The 17,111-nt window shown below is 73.6% G+C and carries 12 protein-coding genes; 10 read left to right on the top strand and 2 right to left on the bottom strand.

Annotated features, from left to right (window positions below):
* Positions 1-71: 71 nt before the first annotated feature.
* Both ACFWZH_RS26880 and ACFWZH_RS26875 read right to left on the bottom strand, forming a co-directional pair.
* Complete coding sequence (locus tag ACFWZH_RS26880; protein WP_384436336.1) at positions 72-836, bottom strand: VOC family protein; 765 nt, start codon at positions 834-836, stop codon at positions 72-74.
* Between the two features lie 158 nt (positions 837-994).
* Positions 995-2,161: an FAD-dependent oxidoreductase gene (locus tag ACFWZH_RS26875; protein WP_384436333.1), complete on the bottom strand. Its 1,167-nt coding sequence runs from the start codon at positions 2,159-2,161 to the stop codon at positions 995-997.
* A gap of 316 nt (positions 2,162-2,477) precedes the next feature.
* Here ACFWZH_RS26875 and ACFWZH_RS26870 point away from each other — a divergent pair, with 316 nt between their 5' ends.
* The 10 genes from ACFWZH_RS26870 to ACFWZH_RS26825 form a co-directional block, all read left to right on the top strand.
* The gene (locus tag ACFWZH_RS26870; RefSeq protein ID WP_384436498.1) at positions 2,478-3,449 is read left to right on the top strand and encodes a FecCD family ABC transporter permease; all 972 of its coding nucleotides are present in this window, start codon (positions 2,478-2,480) and stop codon (positions 3,447-3,449) included.
* Positions 3,446-4,504: a FecCD family ABC transporter permease gene (locus tag ACFWZH_RS26865; protein WP_384436330.1), complete on the top strand. Its 1,059-nt coding sequence runs from the start codon at positions 3,446-3,448 to the stop codon at positions 4,502-4,504. Before ACFWZH_RS26870 ends, ACFWZH_RS26865 begins: the two co-directional genes overlap by 4 nt.
* Positions 4,501-5,313, top strand: a complete 813-nt coding sequence (locus tag ACFWZH_RS26860; RefSeq protein WP_384436327.1) for an ABC transporter ATP-binding protein — start codon at positions 4,501-4,503, stop codon at positions 5,311-5,313. The genes ACFWZH_RS26865 and ACFWZH_RS26860 overlap by 4 nt, the downstream gene beginning before the upstream one ends.
* Before the next feature lie 67 nt (positions 5,314-5,380).
* A complete protein-coding gene (locus tag ACFWZH_RS26855; protein WP_384436324.1) occupies positions 5,381-6,385 on the top strand; it encodes an ABC transporter substrate-binding protein in 1,005 nt (334 codons plus the stop codon).
* A 92-nt stretch (positions 6,386-6,477) separates the two neighbouring features.
* Positions 6,478-7,668 carry an acetyl-CoA carboxylase biotin carboxylase subunit family protein gene (locus ACFWZH_RS26850; RefSeq protein WP_384436321.1) on the top strand — a complete coding sequence of 397 codons (1,191 nt, stop codon included), beginning with the start codon at positions 6,478-6,480 and terminating at the stop codon, positions 7,666-7,668.
* Positions 7,665-9,467 (top strand): IucA/IucC family protein, encoded by a 1,803-nt coding sequence (locus ACFWZH_RS26845; RefSeq protein ID WP_384436318.1) that lies wholly within the window; start codon positions 7,665-7,667, stop codon positions 9,465-9,467. Before ACFWZH_RS26850 ends, ACFWZH_RS26845 begins: the two co-directional genes overlap by 4 nt.
* 2 nt (positions 9,468-9,469) lie before the next feature.
* Complete coding sequence (locus ACFWZH_RS26840; RefSeq protein WP_384436315.1) at positions 9,470-10,795, top strand: MFS transporter; 1,326 nt, start codon at positions 9,470-9,472, stop codon at positions 10,793-10,795.
* On the top strand, positions 10,783-12,621 hold the full coding sequence (locus ACFWZH_RS26835) for an IucA/IucC family protein (RefSeq protein WP_384436312.1): 1,839 nt from the start codon (positions 10,783-10,785) through the stop codon (positions 12,619-12,621). The genes ACFWZH_RS26840 and ACFWZH_RS26835 overlap by 13 nt, the downstream gene beginning before the upstream one ends.
* Complete coding sequence (locus ACFWZH_RS26830) at positions 12,618-13,838, top strand: type III PLP-dependent enzyme (RefSeq protein ID WP_384436309.1); 1,221 nt, start codon at positions 12,618-12,620, stop codon at positions 13,836-13,838. The genes ACFWZH_RS26835 and ACFWZH_RS26830 overlap by 4 nt, the downstream gene beginning before the upstream one ends.
* A 232-nt stretch (positions 13,839-14,070) precedes the next feature.
* A partial coding sequence (locus tag ACFWZH_RS26825) for a molybdopterin-dependent oxidoreductase (protein WP_384436306.1) occupies positions 14,071-17,111 on the top strand: 3,041 nt, incomplete at its 3' end.

Raw genomic sequence — 17,111 nt, 5'->3', positions numbered from 1 at the left:
ACATTACGCGCAAAAATCCCATTGAATGAGGTGAAACGACGAACAGGCCGCCGATCGTGTGATACGGGTGATCAGCCCTCGGTACCGGCGCGGTAGATGCCGAAGGAGGCCCCCTGCGGGTCGCGGACCACGGCGATCCGCGGCCCGTCGGGCACGTCCGTCGGGGGCACCAGCAGCATGCCGCCGGACTCGGCGGCACGGGCGGCCGTGTCGTCGACGTCGGCGACTGCGAAGTACGGCAGCCAGTGCGCCCCGACGTCCTCCGGGTAGAACTCGTCCAGCGCGCTCATCCCGCCGAAGTCGGCGCCGTCGATGCCCCACTGCGGATAGTCCTCGTGGGTGCCCACGGTCCATCCGAAGACTCCGGTGTAGAAGACCTTGGCGGCCGCCTCGTCACGGGTGGCGAGCTCGACCCAGCCCAGCGAGCCCGGCGCGCTGAGCACCGCGGCGCCGGCGAAGGACCGGGCCTGCCACACCTCGAAGACGGCCCCCTCCGGGTCGGCCAGCACCGCGAAGCGGCCCAGGTCGAACACGTCGCTCGGCGCCCTGACCTGCCGCCCGCCGGCCCGGGTGACCGCCGCGGCCAGCGCGTCGGCGTCGCGCGTCGCGAACGACACGGTCCAGGCGGTCGACCGGCCGGGGGCGGAGAGCGGGGCCAGCGCGGCGACCGGGGCGGCGCCCAGGTAGAGCACCGTGTAACCGCCCGCCTCGTCGCGCGGGTCGGTCTCGGCGCGCCAGCCGAAGACCTGGTGGTAGTACACCTTGGCGGCGTCGACGTCCGAGGTGCCCAGCTCCACCCAGCACGGCGCGCCGGGTGTGGGCTCAGTGATCTTCACGGTGTGTTCCGTCCCTCCGCGCCGCGCCGCCGCGGGGCGTGCCGCCGTCGCGCCCGTGCGCGGCCGGCCGCCGCCCGTACGCTGCCGATCGTCCGACGGACGCCCGGGGCCCGCAACCGGAGGGCGGGCGCCGTGCGCACGCAGCCGGGACGGGGCCGTCAGGGCCCCTCCTGATCCTGCCCGGCCATCCGGCGCAGGTGGTGCAGGGACCCCTGCGGGGCGTCGGGGGAGATGGCGTTGGCCAGTCCGCGGGCGGCCATCTCCGCGGCCCGCGCCGAGCGGGGCAGCATGGCCGTCTCATAGGCGCGCAGCGCCTCGTCGGGGTCGTCGTGGCGCGCGACGAGGGCCTCGGCGAGTTCGCAGCCGTCGAGCATGGCGAGGTTGGCGCCCATGCCGGAGAACGGTGTCATCAGATGCGCGGCGTCGCCGAGCAGCGTCAGGCCCCGGGTGTGGATCCAGGTGTGCGGCACCGGCAGTGCGAACAGCGGGCGGTTGACGAACCCGCCGTCGTTCTCCCGCAGCAGTGCCAGCAGTCGGTCGTCCCACCCCGCGAAGGCCTCCAGGAGGACGGCGCGCACCGCCTCGGTGTCCGCCATCACCAGTCCGGCCTGCAGCGCCCAGTCCTGGGATCCCCGGAAGGCGGCGTAGCCGCGGATGTGGGCGCGGCTGTTGCGCTGGGCGATCAGCGCCTTGTCGGCGTGGGCCGCCATCATGCTGCCGTCGCCGACCAGGCGGGCGATGCCGGGGTGGCGGGCGTCGGCGTCGTCGAGGCCGAACTCGACGAAGGTGACGCCGGAGTAGTGCGGGGTGGCGTCGGAGAGCAGCGGGCGCACCCGGGACCAGGCGCCGTCGGCGCCGATGACCACGTCGAAGGTCTCGGTGCGGCCGTTGTCGAACTCCGCCTTGTGGCGCCCGTCGCCGAGCGGGTGGACGGCGCGCAGGTAGTGGCCCCAGCGGACGGTGCCGGGCGTGAGGGAGTCCAGCAGCAGACGCCGCAGCCGGGCGCGGTCGATCTCGGGGCGGTCGGTGACGTCGGCGGCCGGGGTGTGCTCGAAGAGCAGGGTGGCGGCGCGGTCGAGCAGCCGCATCTGCTGCCCTTCGGGGCGGGCCACGGCGCGGAACTCCTCGTACAGCCCGGCCGCGTGCAACGCCTTTTGACCGGTCGTCAGGTGCAGGTCCAGCGTGCCGCCTTGCGGGCGGGCATCGGCGGACGCTTCATGATCGTAGACCGTGACCGGTACGCCGTGCCGCTGCAGGACGCGGGCGCAGGTCAGGCCGCCGGGGCCGGCGCCGATGACCGCGATGCGGGGAGGGGTGGGTGTCATGCCACCCAGAAAAGCACAGCCGATTAGAAAGTGCAACGGCTACACTTTTTTAGTCGCACAACCCGAAAGCCCCTTCCGGCCAGAAGGACGAGGGCGAGTAGGGCGACAAGTGGGCAAACAACTCCAGGTCAGGAGTGTCCAGGATGGAGGCGCGCAATTGATCGCCGACAAAAGGGATAGTTGATCGTTTTCTGAATACGCGTTTGCAGGTTTAGGCATGCCTAACCTAATGTCACGACGCGTGTCGACGACCAAACCATCTGCCACCGCGCCCCCGGCGCCCGGCGAGCGCCCCGCCGCGAGCCCTCTGCGGCGCGTGCCGCTGCTGGTGGCCGGGCTCTGCGCGCTGGCGGTCTGCGCCGCCCTGAGCCTCGCCCTCGGCGCGCGGTCCGTACCGCTGTCCACCGTGCTGGACGCCCTGTCAGGAACCGCGCACGGGCGGGACGCCATCGTGGTGACGGGGCTTCGACTGCCGCGTACGGTGGTCGCGCTCGCGGTCGGCGCGGCGCTCGGCGTGGCCGGCGCGGTCGTCCAGGGCATCACCCGCAACCCGCTCGCCTCGCCCACGACGCTGGGCATCAACGCGGGCGCCGGCTTCGCCGTGGTCACCGCGATCTACGCACTGCATCTGACCCGGCCCGTCGAGTACCTCTGGTTCGCGTTCGCGGGCGCCGCGGCGGCCGCGCTGTTCGCCCAGGCGCTGGCCCGGCGCGCCGGCGACCTCGACCCGGTGCGCCTCGCCCTGGGCGGCACCGTGCTGCAACTCGTCCTGCTCTCCTGGACGTCGACGGTCATGCTGGCCAGCAAGCGGTCGCTGGACGAGGCCCGGTTCTGGCTGGCCGGTTCGCTGGCCGAGCGGCCGCTGGAGGTGCTCTACCCGGTGCTGCCGGCCCTGGCGCTCGGCCTGGTCGTCGCCCTGGCCATCACGCCGGCCCTCAACGCCCTGGCGCTCGGCGACGACTCGGCACAGTCGCTGGGTGTCCCGGTGACCCGGATCCGACTGGCCGGCGGACTGGCCGTCGTCCTGCTCGCGGCGTCCGCGGTGGCCGTGGCCGGCCCGCTGGCCTTCATCGGGCTGGCCGCACCGCACCTGGTCCGCCAGCTGCTGCGCACCTCCGACCACCGGATCGTGGTGCCCGGCTGCCTGATCGCCGGTCCGCTGCTGCTGCTCACCGCCGACATCCTCGGACGGGTCGTCATCCGCCCCTCCGAGCTGCAGGTCGGCATCATCAGCGCGTTCCTCGGCGCCCCGCTGCTGGCGCTGCTGGCCCGGAAGGTGGCGCGATGAACGACGTCGTACCCGGCGCGAAGCCCCTCGCCGCCGCGACCCCCGTACGCCGGGCCACCGGGCGCCGGACCGCGCTGCTGACCGTCGTGGGCCTGCTGGTGCTCTGCGCACTGATCACGGTCTCGGTGGCCAACGGGGAGATGCCGCTGCCGCCCCTCGACGCGGCCAAGGGCCTGTTCGGGCTCGGCGATTCGGCCACGGTGCTGGTGGTCCAGGAGTTCCGGGCCCCGCGGACGGTGGCGGCGGTCGTCGCGGGCGCGGGGCTGGCGGTGGCCGGTGCGCTGCTGCAGCGGCTGTTCCGCAACCCGCTGGCCTCGCCCGATGTGATGGGGGTGACCGGCGGCGCCTCGTTCGGCGCGGTGGCGATGCTGGCGGCCGGGGCCTCGCAGATGCTGATGCCGCTGGCGGCGCTGGGCGGCGGGCTGCTCGCCGCGGTGCTGCTGGGGGTGTTCTCCTGGCGCTCCGGAGCCGGTGTGACCCGACTGGTGCTGGTGGGGCTCGCCGTGCAGGCGGGGCTCTCGGCGGCGGTGAGCTTCATGGTGGTGCGCTTCCCCGCGGAGCTGGCCGGCTCGGCGCTGCAGTGGACCACCGGCTCGGTGTACGGGCGCAGCTGGACCGAAGTGTGGTCGGCGGGCGGAGGAGTGGCGATCGCGCTGTTCGTCGCCTTCGCACTGAACCGCCGGCTGGCCGTACTCGATCTGGGCGACGACTCGGCCGGCACGCTCGGCCTGAACACCCAGGCGGCCCGGATGCAGATCCTGCTCGTCGCCATCGTCCTGGCCTCGCTGGCCGCCGCGCTCGCCGGCCCGGTCGCCTTCGTCGCGCTGGCCGTCCCGCACATGGTGCGGTTCCTGGCCGGGCCGCCGACCGCCGGGACGCTGGCGCTGTCCGGCCTCGCCGGTGCCGTACTGCTGCTCGCCTCCGATCTGGTGGCGCAGTATCTGCTGCCGGTCAGCGGGCTGCCGGTCGGAGTGGTCACCGCCACTCTGGGCGCGCCCTGGCTGCTGGTGCTGATGATCCGTCAGAGCAGTTCCGTCAACAGGAGTGTCCGATGACCGCCAACCAGCTCGCCACCCACGGACTCGACCTGCGCTACGGCGACCGGCTGGTCGTCGGCGGCCTCGACCTGGAGCTGCCCGGCGGCGCGGTCACCGCCGTCGTCGGCCCCAACGCCTGCGGCAAGTCGACCCTGTTGCGCGGTCTGACCCGGCTGCTGGCGCCGGCCGCCGGCACCGTCACCCTGGACGGCGCGGACATCCACCGGATGCCGGCCCGGACGCTCGCCCTGCGGATGGGCCTGCTCCCCCAGCAGCCGGTCACACCCGACGCGATCACCGTCGAGGCGCTGGTTCGGCTCGGCCGCTACCCGCACCAGCGGCTGCTGAGCGGCTGGTCGACGGCCGACCAGCAGGCGGTGGAGGAGGCGCTGCGGCGCACCGGCACCACCGGGCTGCGCGACCAGCCCGTCGACCAGCTCTCCGGCGGGCAGCGCCAGCGCGCCTGGATCGCGCTGGCGTTGGCGCAGGACACCGACCTGCTGTTGCTCGACGAGCCCACCACCTTCCTGGACCTGCGGCACCAGCTCGATGTCCTCGACCTGGTCGCCGCACTGCACGCCGAGGCGGGCCGCACCGTGGTGATGGTGCTGCACGACCTCGGGCAGGCCGCCCGTTACGCGGACCATCTCGTGGTCCTCAAGGACGGGCGGCTGGCCGCGGCCGGCGCCCCGGCGGACGTACTCGACGCGGAGCTGGTCAAGTCCGTGTTCGACGTCGACTGCCGGGTGATCCCCGACCCCGAGACCGGCACCCCGCTGGTGGTGCCCAAGAGCGGCGCGCGGCGGCACACCGCCGCCTCCGCCTGACCGCAACACCGCTCTCCCCCACGGGCGTTTCCGCTTTCTCCGCTCCCTCCAAGGAAGTCACACTCCCATGTTCACCAGAACCGCTTTCCGCAGCCGGCTGCTCGCCGCGCCCCTCGCCGTCGTCGTGGGCGCCGCCGCCCTGACCGCCTGCGGCGGCAACGCCTCCGACGACGACTCGGCCAAGGGCGACGCCGGCGCCGGCTTCCCGCGCACCGTCAAGAGCGTCATGGGCGGCGACGTGAAGATCCCCGCCAAGCCCAAGCGCGTGGTCGTCCTGGACACCGGTGAGCTCGACGACGTCACCATGCTGGGCATCAAGCCCGTGGGTGCGGTCTCCCCGCACATGAAGACCGAGGGCGGCTTCCCCAGCTACCTCAAGGGCAAGATCGGCGGCGTCAAGGACGTCGGTCCGCTGCTGGAGCCCAACCTCGAGAAGATCATCTCCCTCAAGCCCGATCTGATCCTGTCCTCCAAGGTCCGGCACGAGAAGATCTACGACAAGCTCAAGGACATCGCGCCGACCGTCTTCACCGAGACCACCGGCGGCCCGTGGAAGGCCAATCTGAAGGTCCACGCCAAGGCCCTGGGCCTGGAGAAGCAGGCCGACGAGAAGGTCAAGGCGTACGAGGCGCGGGCCAAGGCGCTGGGCGAGGCCATCAAGAAGAAGTACGGCAAGATGCCGTCGGCCTCGGTCGTCCGCTTCGTCGCCGGCCCGACCCGCCTCTACCAGAAGTCCTCCTACAGCGGCGTGGTCCTCGACGACATCGGCCTGGCCCGGCCGAAGTCGCAGAGCTCCACCGACCCGGCGAACCCGATGCTCGACGTCAGCCCCGAGCAGATCGACAAGGCCGACGCCGACCTGGTGTTCGTGACCGTCGCCGACACCCCGGACAAGACCCAGCAGAAGGACGTCACGTCCAACCCCGTCTGGAAGGACCTGCCGGCGGTCAAGAAGCACAAGGTCTTCGACGTGCCGGACGAGACCTGGATGTCCGGCATCGGCATCCAGGCCGCCGAGCACATGCTCGCCGACGTGGCCAAGGCCGCCGGCGTGCCGCTGCCCAAGGCCTGAGACACCCGGAGAGGGGTGGGCCGCCGTCCCCCGGCCCACCCCGCCCCGATCCCCCTCCCCGCACCGCCCTTGATCCCGAAGGTGTCCCGCTCATGCGGATGTATCTGCTCGCGCTCAACCCCACCGACTCGGTCACCGACGGCTTCCTGCCCGCCGCCGCCCGCCTCGGCCTCGACATCACGGTCCTGACCGACCAGCCCGAAGCGCACCGGCGCGCCTACCCCGCCACCGAGGTCCTGGAGTGCGACGTGCGTGACTTCCGCGCCGTCATCACCCGGATCGCCACCCACCTCCCGGCCGACGCGGTCTTCACCAACAGCGACCATCTGCAGACCCAGGCCGCCCTGGTCGCGGACTACTTCGGACTGCCCGGCAAGGACTGGCGGGCCGCACTGCGTGCCAAGAACAAGGCCGAGATGCGCCGCCATCTCGCGGCGGCCTGCGCCGACACCGTGCGCACCGCCGAGCTGGCACCGGACCAGGACCCCTCCGTGCTGACCGGCGCCGGCCTGCCCTACCCCTGCGTCCTCAAGCCCCGCGAAGGCGTGGCCAGCGAGGACGTGGTGCTGGTCGGCGACGCCGAGGAGCTGGTGGCGCGCGCCAAGGAGATCCAGGCGCGGCGGCCCGGTGCCGCCCTGGTCGCCGAGGAGTTCCTGCCCGGTGAGCTCTACACCCTGGAGACGCTCGGCGACGGACGGGTGCGGCATGTGCTGGGCGGGTTCCACACCGTCGTCTCCCCGCCCCCGGCCTTCATCGAGGAACGGCTCGACTTCCTCGCCGCCCACCCCGAGCCCATTGTCGCCCAGGTGCTGGCCCAGCTCGACGCGCTGGGCGTCGGCTTCGGGGCCTGTCACACCGAGTTCGTGGTGCACGAGGGGCGGGCGCGGCTCATCGAGGTGAACTACCGCGTCATCGGCGACCAGTGCGACCTGCTGCTCGCGCAGCTCCTGGACATCCCGCTCTTCGAGCACATCCTGCGCACGCATCTGGGCGAGCCGCTGCCCGCCGACCTCGGCGCCCGGCGCGACGGCGCGGGCCGGGTGGACTACGCACTGGCCGACCGGGCCGGGACCCTGACCGGCGCGCCGGCCGCCACGGACCGCGAGGTGGACGGCGTACGGCTGAGCTACCGGCCGCTGCGCGAGGTGGGCAGTGCGCACCCGCTCTACGCCACCAACCGCGACTACCTGGGCGTGCTGCGGGTCACCGGCGCCGACCGGGCGGCCGTGGACCGGCTCGCGGACGGCTTCCTCGCCACGGAGCGCTGGGAGATCTCGTCGTGACCGTCCCCCCCGACACCCTCACGGGCCGGACCGGCGAGGCGCCGGCCGCGACGGCCGAGGAGTCCGAGCTGCTGGTGCGGGTGCTCGGCGCGCTGCTGCGCGAGGACGTCGTCGGGCTGCGCACCCGTGGCACCGTGCTGGAGCGGCCGGACGGCCCGTGGCTGCGCCTGCCCGCCGGCGAGGCCACCGGTGCCCTGCTGCTGCCGCTGGGGCCGGACGGCTACCAGGGCCAGTACGCGGCCCGGCTGCCGCTGCTCGTCCGGGAGTCCGACGGTGCCCGGCTGACCTCGACCGACGAGGTCCTGGCCGCGCTGGGCGAGCTGGCCGACCCGGCCGACCGTCCGGGCTTCGAGGCGTTCGCCGAGGAGTGCCGGCAGACGCTGGCGACGATGCGGCTGCACACCCGGACCCGGGAGGAGGTCGAGGCGGTACTGGCCAAGCGTCACGGCCCGGACGCCGATTCCTGGCTGGGACTGGACGGGGGGCTGGCGTACGACACCCTCGCGGCTCGGCTCGACCACCCCGTGTACCCGACCGCGCGCGGCCGCCTGGGCCTGAAGGAGTCCCAACTCCGGTCGTACGCACCGGAGTTCCGGCCGCGTTTCGCACTGCGCTGGCTCGCCGTCCCCCGCGGTGCGGTCACCGTGCCCGGCGGGGAGGCGACGCTGCCCCGCTGCTGGCCGACGCCCGCCGAGCTGGGCCTTGGGCACCTCTCCGACAGCCATCTCGCCCTTCCCGTGCACCCGTTGACGCTCGGCGACCCGCTGCACGAAGCGCTCGGTGCGACCGGTCTGGAGCGCGATGCGGTGCTCTCCGAACGCGCGATGCTCGGCGTGGTGCCGACGTTGTCGATGCGGACCGTGGCGGTGGCCGCCGACCCCCGGCTGCATCTGAAGCTGCCGCTGGCCACCTCGACGCTGGGGCTGCGCAACCGGCGGACCATCAAGCCGCCCACGCTGATCGACGGCGCCGGGGGCCAGCGGCTGCTGGCGAAGGTGCTCGCCCGCGAGCCGCGGTTCGCAGAATCGATCCTGCAGGCCGACGAGACGGTGTACGCGCACGCCGGCCATGAGCTGCTGGCCGTGCTGTGCCGGCGCTACCCGGCGGGCCTGGAGGACAGCGCCGTGGTGCCGATGGCCGCACTGCTCGCCCCGGCGCCCGGCGGACGGCTGGTGATCGACCTGCTCGCCGAGCGCTACTACGGCGGCGACCCGCTGGCCCTGCTGGACGCGTGCCTGACCCTGCTCTTCGACTGGCAGACCACGCTCTTCGGATACGGCATCGGCCTGGAGTCACACCAGCAGAACATCTCGCTGGTGCTCGACGAGGGGGCGCACGGCACCCGGCTGCGGCTGCTGTTCAAGGACAACGACGGGCCCCGGATCAACACCGTGCGGCTGCGCGACACCCTGGGCACGGACGCCCCCGCCCCCGCGGACTTCGCCGACCCACGGATCTTCGCCGCGGACGACCAGCCGGTGCTGGACCTGTTCACCACCATCACCGTCCACCTCTGCGCGGGCTCCTACGCCTTCGGGCTGGCCCGGCACGGGCGGGCCCCGCTCGACCGGCTGCTGGCCCTGGTCCGCGACCGGCTCGCCGAGGCCGTCGAGCGGCTGGGCACCGCGCCGGGCGAACCGGGCGCCGCGCTGCGCTCGCATGTGCTGGACGCCGGGCACCTGCCGGTCAAGGCCATGGTCAGCGCCGGAACCCTGCTGTCCAAGGAGCGCTCGGGCGCGGCCGACATCAACAAGCACTACACCACCGGACCCAACTACCTCCTGTCTGCGGTGACATGACGATGAGCCGGACAAGCCCGACGAGATCCGCCGCCACCCGCCACGACGACGCGGCCGCGGTCGAGACCAAGGTCGGCCCGGGCCTCGCCCGCCGTCAGGTGTACGCGGTGGCCGGCTGCTACTTCGTGGCGTCGTTCGCCGCGCTGGGCCTGCCGCCGTACCTCACCGAGATCCTCCCCGAGCTGGGCGACGGTGCCGCCCGCTGGGCCGGACTGCTGTACATCGTGCCCACCATCTTCGGTGCCGTCGGCGCACCGCTGTGGGGACGGCTCGCCGACCGGTTCGGCCGCAAACGGCTGCTGCTGCGGGCACAGCTGGGGCTCGCCGCGGCGTTCGTGCTGGCCGGCTGGGCCGATTCGCTGGGGACCTTCGCCGCCGCCCTGGTGCTCCAGGGGATCCTGGGGGGCACCTTCGCGGCCTCGAACGGCTACCTGGGCGCGGCACTCGAAGGCAGCGCCCTGTCCCGGGCCCTGACCCTGATGCAGGGCAGCGCCCGGGCGGCGCTGGTGTGCGCACCGATCGTCGTCGGCGCGCTGACGCCCTGGCTCTCGCCGCACCGCCAGTACGCCCTGATGGCGCTGCTGCCGCTGGCCGCCGCCGTGATGCTGGCGGCGCTGCCCGAGCCGCCCCGGACCCGGGCCGCCGGATCGCCGCAGGCCGCGGCCGCGGCGGAGGGCGAGGCGGCCGGGCCGGCCGAGGCCGCCACCGGCGAACCCGTCGAGTGCGCCCCGGCCGCCTCCCTGCGGGCCCTGTACGCCCTGGAGTTCACCTTCGTGTTCTCCACCGTCATCTCCTTCCCGTACCTGATCGCCCTCATCAAGGAGCGCATACCGGGCACCGGGCCGATGGTGTCCGGGGTCCTGTTCGCCCTGCCGCACATGTGCTACCTGGTCGCGGCGATCGCGGTGCACTCCCTCTTCCACCGCCGTCCCCGGCTCGGCATCGTGCTCGGCTTCGGCTGTATCGCGCTGGGCCTGGCCGGGCACGGCATCGCCGACTCGCTCACCGCGTTCGTCGCGGTCCGGCTGGTGCTCGGCGCCGGGCTCACCATGGGCCTGGTCTGTCTGTCCATACTGGCCGCCGACTGCGCCAAGGGCCGTGCCCCCGGCGGGCTGTTCGGCTCGATCGAATTCTTCTCCAAGGCCGGTGCGGTCGCCGCCGGAGTGGCCGCCGCGGCCGGCAACGACTGGTTCGGCCCCGCCGCGCCGGTCCTGACCGGGACCGCGGCAGCGCTGGCCGCCGTCCTCGCCACCGGCGCACCCGGCCTGCTGCCGCGCCTCCTCCCCCGTACTCTCCGGACCCGCAGGAGCCTTCGATGCCCTCGCTGACCAATTCGCCCGGCACCGCCCCGACCGCGCCCGCCGGCCTGCCCACCGCCGACCAGGCCGTGGCGCACACCCTGCTCAACTGCCTGCTGCGCGAGGTGTCCGGACCCGAGCACCAGACCGCCGTGGACGACGGGCGGCTGCTGCTCAGACTGCCGCGCCGCGGGGTACTGCTGCGGGTCGCGCTGCGCCGTACGTCGCTGCTCGGCGCGCACCGGTTCACCGGCCCGGTGACCGAGCAGACCGCCGACGGCTGGGCCGAGGTCGGCTGGCGCCGGCTGGCCGAATACGTGCACGCCGAGCTGTCGCTGCGTACCGGTGTGGACAACGAGGAGTTCCTCGCCCAGATCGCCTCCAGCCACCAGGCCGTCGCCGCGGCGCTGGCCGCCCGCACCGAGCGGCACCCGGTCGCCGGGGAGGCCGACCGCGACAACCGGCACGCCGCCCCTGCCGACTGGCAGGCCGCCCCTGCCGACTGGCAGGCAGCCCTTGCCGACTGGCAGTCGGCGTATGTCGCCTCCGAGCAGTCGCTGATCCTCGGCCACCGCTTCCACCCCACGCCCAAGGCCCGGACCGGCGACCCCGCCGCCTGGCAGTCCTACGCCCCGGAGACCGGCGCCGCCTTCCCGCTGCTGCTGCTCGCCGTACGGCAGGAACTGATCGCCGAGGAGGCGGCCGAGGCCGAGGCCGCCGCGCCGCTGGACGCCCTGCACCCCGGCGTGCCGGACGGCTACCGGCTGCTGCCCGTCCACCCCTGGCAGTACGAGCTGCTGCGCGACCACCCGGGCCTGCGGCAGGCCCTGGACCGCGACGACATCCGCGTCCTGGGCACCGGCGAACAGCCCTTCGCGGCCACCGCGTCGGTCCGCACGCTCTACGACGGCGAGGCGTTCCTCAAGTTCAGCCTGAACGTCCGGATCACCAACTGCCTGCGCAAGAACGCCAGTTACGAACTGTCCGGCGCGGTGGCGCTCACCCGCCTGCTGGCGCCGGTGCTGGACGATCTGGCCACCCGCTTCCCCGGCAGCGCGGTGCTGCGCGAGCCCGCCTACCGCAGCCTGGCGCTGCCCGGCGCCGACGGCCGCCCGGACACCGAGCTGCTCGAAGGGTTCGGAGTCATCGTCCGCGAGGGCCTGTCCCAGCGGCTGCTGCCCGGCACCACCCCGCTGCTGGCGGCCGCCGTCGCCGACGAGTACCCCACCAGCCCGGCGCACATCTCCCGCCTGCTGGACGGCGCCGGGCCGCAGGCCGCGCTGGAGTGGTGGGCCGCCTACCTGGGCCTCCTCCTCCCGCCGGTGCTCGCCGCCTACTTCGACCACGGCCTGGTGCTGGAGCCGCATCTGCAGAACGTCCTGGTCTGCGTCGACGGCGACGGAATGCCGGCCCAGGTGCTCTTCCGCGACCTGGAAGGCACCAAGCTCGTGCCCGAGCACCACACCGAGCTGCTGGCCTCGCTGCCCGAGTCGATCGCGGCGCCGATGACCTACGACGCCCAGCGCGGCTGGGACCGCGTGGTGTACTGCCTGCTGGTCAACCACGTCGCCGAGATGCTCGCCGCGCTCGCCGATCTGCACCCGGGTACCGAGGCGGAGCTGTGGGCGCAGGTCCGCCGCACCCTTGCGACCCACGCGGACCGGCACGGCTGCCCGCCCCGGCTGGCCGCCCTGCTGGCCGGCGTGCCGCTGCCCGCCAAGGCCAATCTGCTCACCCGCTGGGAGCGCAAGGCCGACCGCGAGGCCGGCTACGTCCTGCTGCCCTCACCGCTGGCCGAGGCCGTCCTGTCGGGCGCCGTGCGCGCCGACGACACCACCCCCTGGAGCGCACGATGACCGCCCCCACCGCCGCCGTCCGCGAACGCGCCCTGTCCCTCGGCGCCGAGGAACTCCCCGCGTACCTCTACGACCTGGCGCCGCTGCGCGCCCACATGGCCGAGGTGCGGGCCGCGCTGCCCGAGAGCGTGGAGCTCTACTACGCGGCCAAGGCCAACCCGGAGCCGGAGATACTCGCCGCGCTGCGCCCGTACGTCGACGGCTACGAGGTCTCCTCGGGCGGCGAACTGGCGCACGTCGCCAAGACCGTACCGGACGCGCCGCTGGCCTTCGGCGGCCCGGGCAAGACACCGAAGGAGATCGCCCAGGCGCTCGAACTCGGGGTGCGGCGCTTCCACGTGGAGAGCCTCTACGAACTCCATATGCTCGGCCGCCTCGCCGCCGACCTCGCCCCCGACCGGCGGGTCGCGGTCCTGGCCCGCTTCAACCTGCCCGTCGACGACGGTTCCCTGGACGGCAGCTCGCTGGCCATGGGTGGCCGCCCCACCCCCTTCGGGCTGGACCCGGAGCAGGCCGACGAGGTCGTCGCCCGCCTCACCGACGGCAGCTACCCGCAGCTCGAACTCGTCGGCGTCCACGCCCACTTGGCCAGCGGCCTGGAGGCCCCCGAGCAGCTGGCCGTCTCCGAGGCCATCGTGACCTGGGCGGCACGGCTCGCCCGGCGCCACCGCATCAGCCTGTCCGAGGTGACCGTCGGCGGCGGTATGGCCGTCGACTACGCCGCACCGGAGCGCCGCTTCGACTGGGCGGCCTACGGGGCGGGGCTGGCCCGGCTCGCCGCCGCCCACCCCGGTGTCACGCTGCGCATCGAGCCGGGCCGGGCGCTGACCGCGTACTGCGGCTGGTACGCCACCGAGGTGCTGGACGTGAAGCGGAGCCACGGCGAGGAGTTCGCGGTGGTCCGCGGCGGCACCCACCATCTGCGCACCCCCGCGACCAAGGGGCACGACCAGCCCTGCACGGTCCTGCCGACCGACGCGCCCTGGCCCCACCCCTGGCCCCGCTCCGCGGCGCGCGGCGACCGCGTCACCCTCACCGGCCAGCTGTGCACGCCCAAGGACGTCCTGGCCCGTGCGGTCCCGGCGGCGGGGCTGCGGGCCGGCGACCGGGTGGTGTTCGGTCTGGCCGGGGCGTACGCCTGGAACATCTCGCACCACGACTTCCTGATGCATCCGCGCCCCGGCTTCCACTTCCTCGGTACGGCACAGGAGGGCTGATCCTGCCCACCCCCCACGCACGAATGGCGTCCGGGCCTTCACCCTCGGTGAGGGCCGCCATCCCGCGGCCCGGGAACCGCGCGGGCGCCCCGGCGCGGACCGCCGCATCTCACGGAGCGCCGCGAGGGACTGTGTGGTCGCCGTAACGACCGTTGATCGCTTCATGTGACACCCGCTTAACGGGCGGCTCGTAGGGTCGGAGCCCGGCATCCGACCACTAAGGGGACCGTCCGTGACCGCACCGGAACCGCTGGCAGAGCACCTGACACAGGTGCGCACGGCGTGCTCGTACTGCGGTGTCGGCTGCGGGATCGTCCTGGACGTGGCCACGGACCGCGACGGTCGCCGCACCGTCCGTAAGGCGGTCGGCGACAAGGCGCACCCGACGAACGCGGGCCGGCTGTGCACCAAGGGCGCGACCAGCGCCGAGCTGCTCGCCGCGCCGGGGCGGCTGTCGACCGCCCTGGTGCGCGCCGACCGCGGCGACGAGCCGGTGGCCGCCGCGATGGACACCGTGATCAAGCAGACCGCCGGCCGGCTGCGGGCGATCGTCGACGAGCACGGCCCGGACGCGCTCGCCCTGTACGTCTCCGGTCAGATGACGCTGGAGGCCCAGTACCTGGCGAACAAGCTCGCCAAGGGCTTCGTGCGCACCCGGAACATCGAGTCCAACTCACGGCTGTGCATGGCGAGCGCGGGCAGCGGCTACAAGCTGTCGCTGGGCGCGGACGGCCCGCCCGGCTCGTACCAGGACTTCGAGCACGCCGAGGTGTTCCTCGTCATCGGCTCCAACATGGCCGACTGCCATCCGATTCTCTTCCTGCGGATGATGGAGCGGGTCAAGGCGGGCGCCAAGCTGATCGTGGTCGATCCGCGGCGCACCGCCACCGCGGCCAAGGCAGACCTGTTCCTGCAGGTCGCGCCGGGGACGGACCTGGCCCTGCTCAACGGGCTGCTGCGGCTGCTGGTCGACGACGGCGCGATCGACGAGGAGTTCGTCGCCGAGTACACCGACGGCTGGGAGGCGATGGCCGAGTTCCTCCAGGACTACCGGCCCGAGTCGGTCGCGGAGATCACCGGCATCCCGGAGGCGGACCTGCGCCGGGCCGCCGAGTGGATCGGCGGCGCGGCGGGCGCCTGGATGAGCTGCTGGACGATGGGGCTGAACCAGAGCACGCACGGCACCTGGAACACCAACGCGCTGATCAATCTGCATCTGGCGACCGGCGCGATCTGCCGCCCGGGCGCCGGTCCGTTCTCCCTCACCGGCCAGCCCAACGCGATGGGCGGCCGCGAGATGGGCTACATGGGGCCGGGGCTACCCGGACAGCGCTCCACGCTGGTGGCCGAGGACCGGGCCTTCGTCGAGGAGCTGTGGGGTCTGCGGCCGGGGACGCTGCGGGCGGACGGGGCGGGCAGGGGCACCGTCGAGATGTTCCGGGAGATGGCGGAGGGGGACATCAAGGCGTGCTGGATCATCTGCACCAACCCCGTCGCCTCGGTCGCCAACCGCCGGACGGTCATCGAGGGGCTGGAGGCCGCGGAGTTCGTCGTGGCGCAGGACGTCTTCACCGAGACCGAGACCAACGCGTACGCCGATGTGGTGCTGCCGGCCGCCATGTGGGGCGAGTCCGAGGGCGTCATGGTCAACTCGGAGCGCAATCTGACGCTGGTGCGGCAGGCCGCCGATCCCCCCGGCGAGGCCTGGCCGGACTGGCGGATCATCGCGCGGATCGCCTGCGAGATGGGGTACGAGGACGCCTTCGGCTATGAGAGCGCGGAGGAGATTTTCGAGGAGATCAAGCGCGCCTGGAACCCGCAGACGGGGTACGACCTGCGCGGGGTGTCCTACGAGCGGCTGCGGCGCACCCCGGTGCAGTGGCCCAGCGCGTCGGCGGACGGGCCCGACCGCAATCCGGTGCGCTACCTCAACGACGGTGTGAGCCAGCAGGTGGCCGTGCGCCCGGACGGCTCCCGGCCCCGGTTGTCCTTCCCCACCCCCAGTGGTCGGGCCGTGTTCTTCGCCCGGCCGCACCTGCCCCCGGCCGAGATGCCCGACGACGACTTCCCCTTCGTGCTCAACACCGGCCGGCTGCAGCACCAGTGGCACACCCTGACCAAGACCGGCAAGGTCGCCAAGCTGAGCAAGCTCAACCCGGGGCCGTTCGTGGAGATCCATCCGCGGGACGCGGAGGCGCTGGGCGTCTTGGAGGGCGATGCGGTGGAGGTCGCCTCGCGGCGCGGGCGGGCGGTGCTGCCGGCCGTGGTGACCGACCGGGTGCGGCCCGGGAACTGCTTCGCGCCGTTCCACTGGAACGACCTGTTCGGCGAGTACCTCAGCGTCAACGCGGTGACCAACGACGCGGTCGATCCGGTCTCCTTCCAGCCGGAGTTCAAGGTCTGCGCGGTCTCGCTGGCCCGGGTCGCGGGCGAGCGGGGGCCGGCGGGGAGCGTGGCCGGGGCGCGTACGGAGGGGGCGCCCGGGCCCGCCGCGGAGTTCGGCGGCGGGACGGAGGGGGCGGTGGCGCTGCTGTCCGAGGTGTTCCGGCTCCCCGATCCCGCTCCGCCGGTGCTGGCCGCGCACGAACGCCGCTATCTGTCCGGCTTCCTCGCCGGGCTGCGTTCGGGGAACGCCTCGGGGACACCCGTGCTGCCCGCGCAGGCGCCGTTCGGCCCGGAGACCGCGCTGTGGGTGAACGGCGTGCTGGCCGGGATGTTCTCGCGGGTCGAGGACGGCCGGCCGGCGGCCGACGGCGCGTCGGGCGCACCCGCCGAGGCCGCCGACGCCGCGCCGGCCCGTACGGTCATCGTGCTGTGGGCCTCGCAGACCGGCAACGCGCAGGAGGTCGCCGCCGACACGGCCCGGCGGCTGAAGGGCAGCGGGCGGGACGCGACGCTGCTGAGCATGGCCGAGAGCGCACCGGCGACCCTGCCGCGCACCGCCGATCTGCTCATCGTCACCAGCACCTTCGGTGACGGTGACGCGCCCGACAACGGATCGGGGTTCTGGGAGACCCTCAACGCACCGGACACTCCCCGGCTGGAGGGGGTGCGCTACTCCGTCCTCGCGCTGGGCGACTCCTCCTACGACGACTTCTGCGGCCATGGGCGCCGACTCGACGCGCGCCTGGCCGAGCTGGGCGCGGTGCGGCTGGTGCCGCGCACGGACTGCGAACCGGACTACGAGCAGCCGGCGGGGCAGTGGGTCGAGCAGGTGCTCAGTGCCCTGGAGGGCGGGGCGGGCGCGGGGGGCGCCGGTGGCGCCGGGGAGGC

It is taken from the genome of Streptomyces sp. NPDC059008, assembly GCF_042749045.1.
In the GTDB taxonomy this organism is placed as follows: Bacteria; Actinomycetota; Actinomycetes; order Streptomycetales; family Streptomycetaceae; genus Streptomyces.
This window is presented reverse-complemented; position numbering and strand designations above follow the sequence as displayed.

What these genes read in the sequence shown, in the direction of transcription:
- ACFWZH_RS26855 (WP_384436324.1), top strand. Translation starts at nt 5,381, where the DNA reads ATGTTCACCAGAACCGCTTTCCGCAGCCGGCTGCTCGCCGCGCCCCTC.
- ACFWZH_RS26840 (WP_384436315.1), top strand. Translation starts at nt 9,470, where the DNA reads ATGAGCCGGACAAGCCCGACGAGATCCGCCGCCACCCGCCACGACGAC.
- ACFWZH_RS26865 (WP_384436330.1), top strand. Translation starts at nt 3,446, where the DNA reads ATGAACGACGTCGTACCCGGCGCGAAGCCCCTCGCCGCCGCGACCCCC.
- ACFWZH_RS26835 (WP_384436312.1), top strand. Translation starts at nt 10,783, where the DNA reads ATGCCCTCGCTGACCAATTCGCCCGGCACCGCCCCGACCGCGCCCGCC.
- ACFWZH_RS26875 (WP_384436333.1), bottom strand. Translation starts at nt 2,161, where the DNA reads ATGACACCCACCCCTCCCCGCATCGCGGTCATCGGCGCCGGCCCCGGC.
- ACFWZH_RS26830 (WP_384436309.1), top strand. Translation starts at nt 12,618, where the DNA reads ATGACCGCCCCCACCGCCGCCGTCCGCGAACGCGCCCTGTCCCTCGGC.
- ACFWZH_RS26860 (WP_384436327.1), top strand. Translation starts at nt 4,501, where the DNA reads ATGACCGCCAACCAGCTCGCCACCCACGGACTCGACCTGCGCTACGGC.
- ACFWZH_RS26850 (WP_384436321.1), top strand. Translation starts at nt 6,478, where the DNA reads ATGCGGATGTATCTGCTCGCGCTCAACCCCACCGACTCGGTCACCGAC.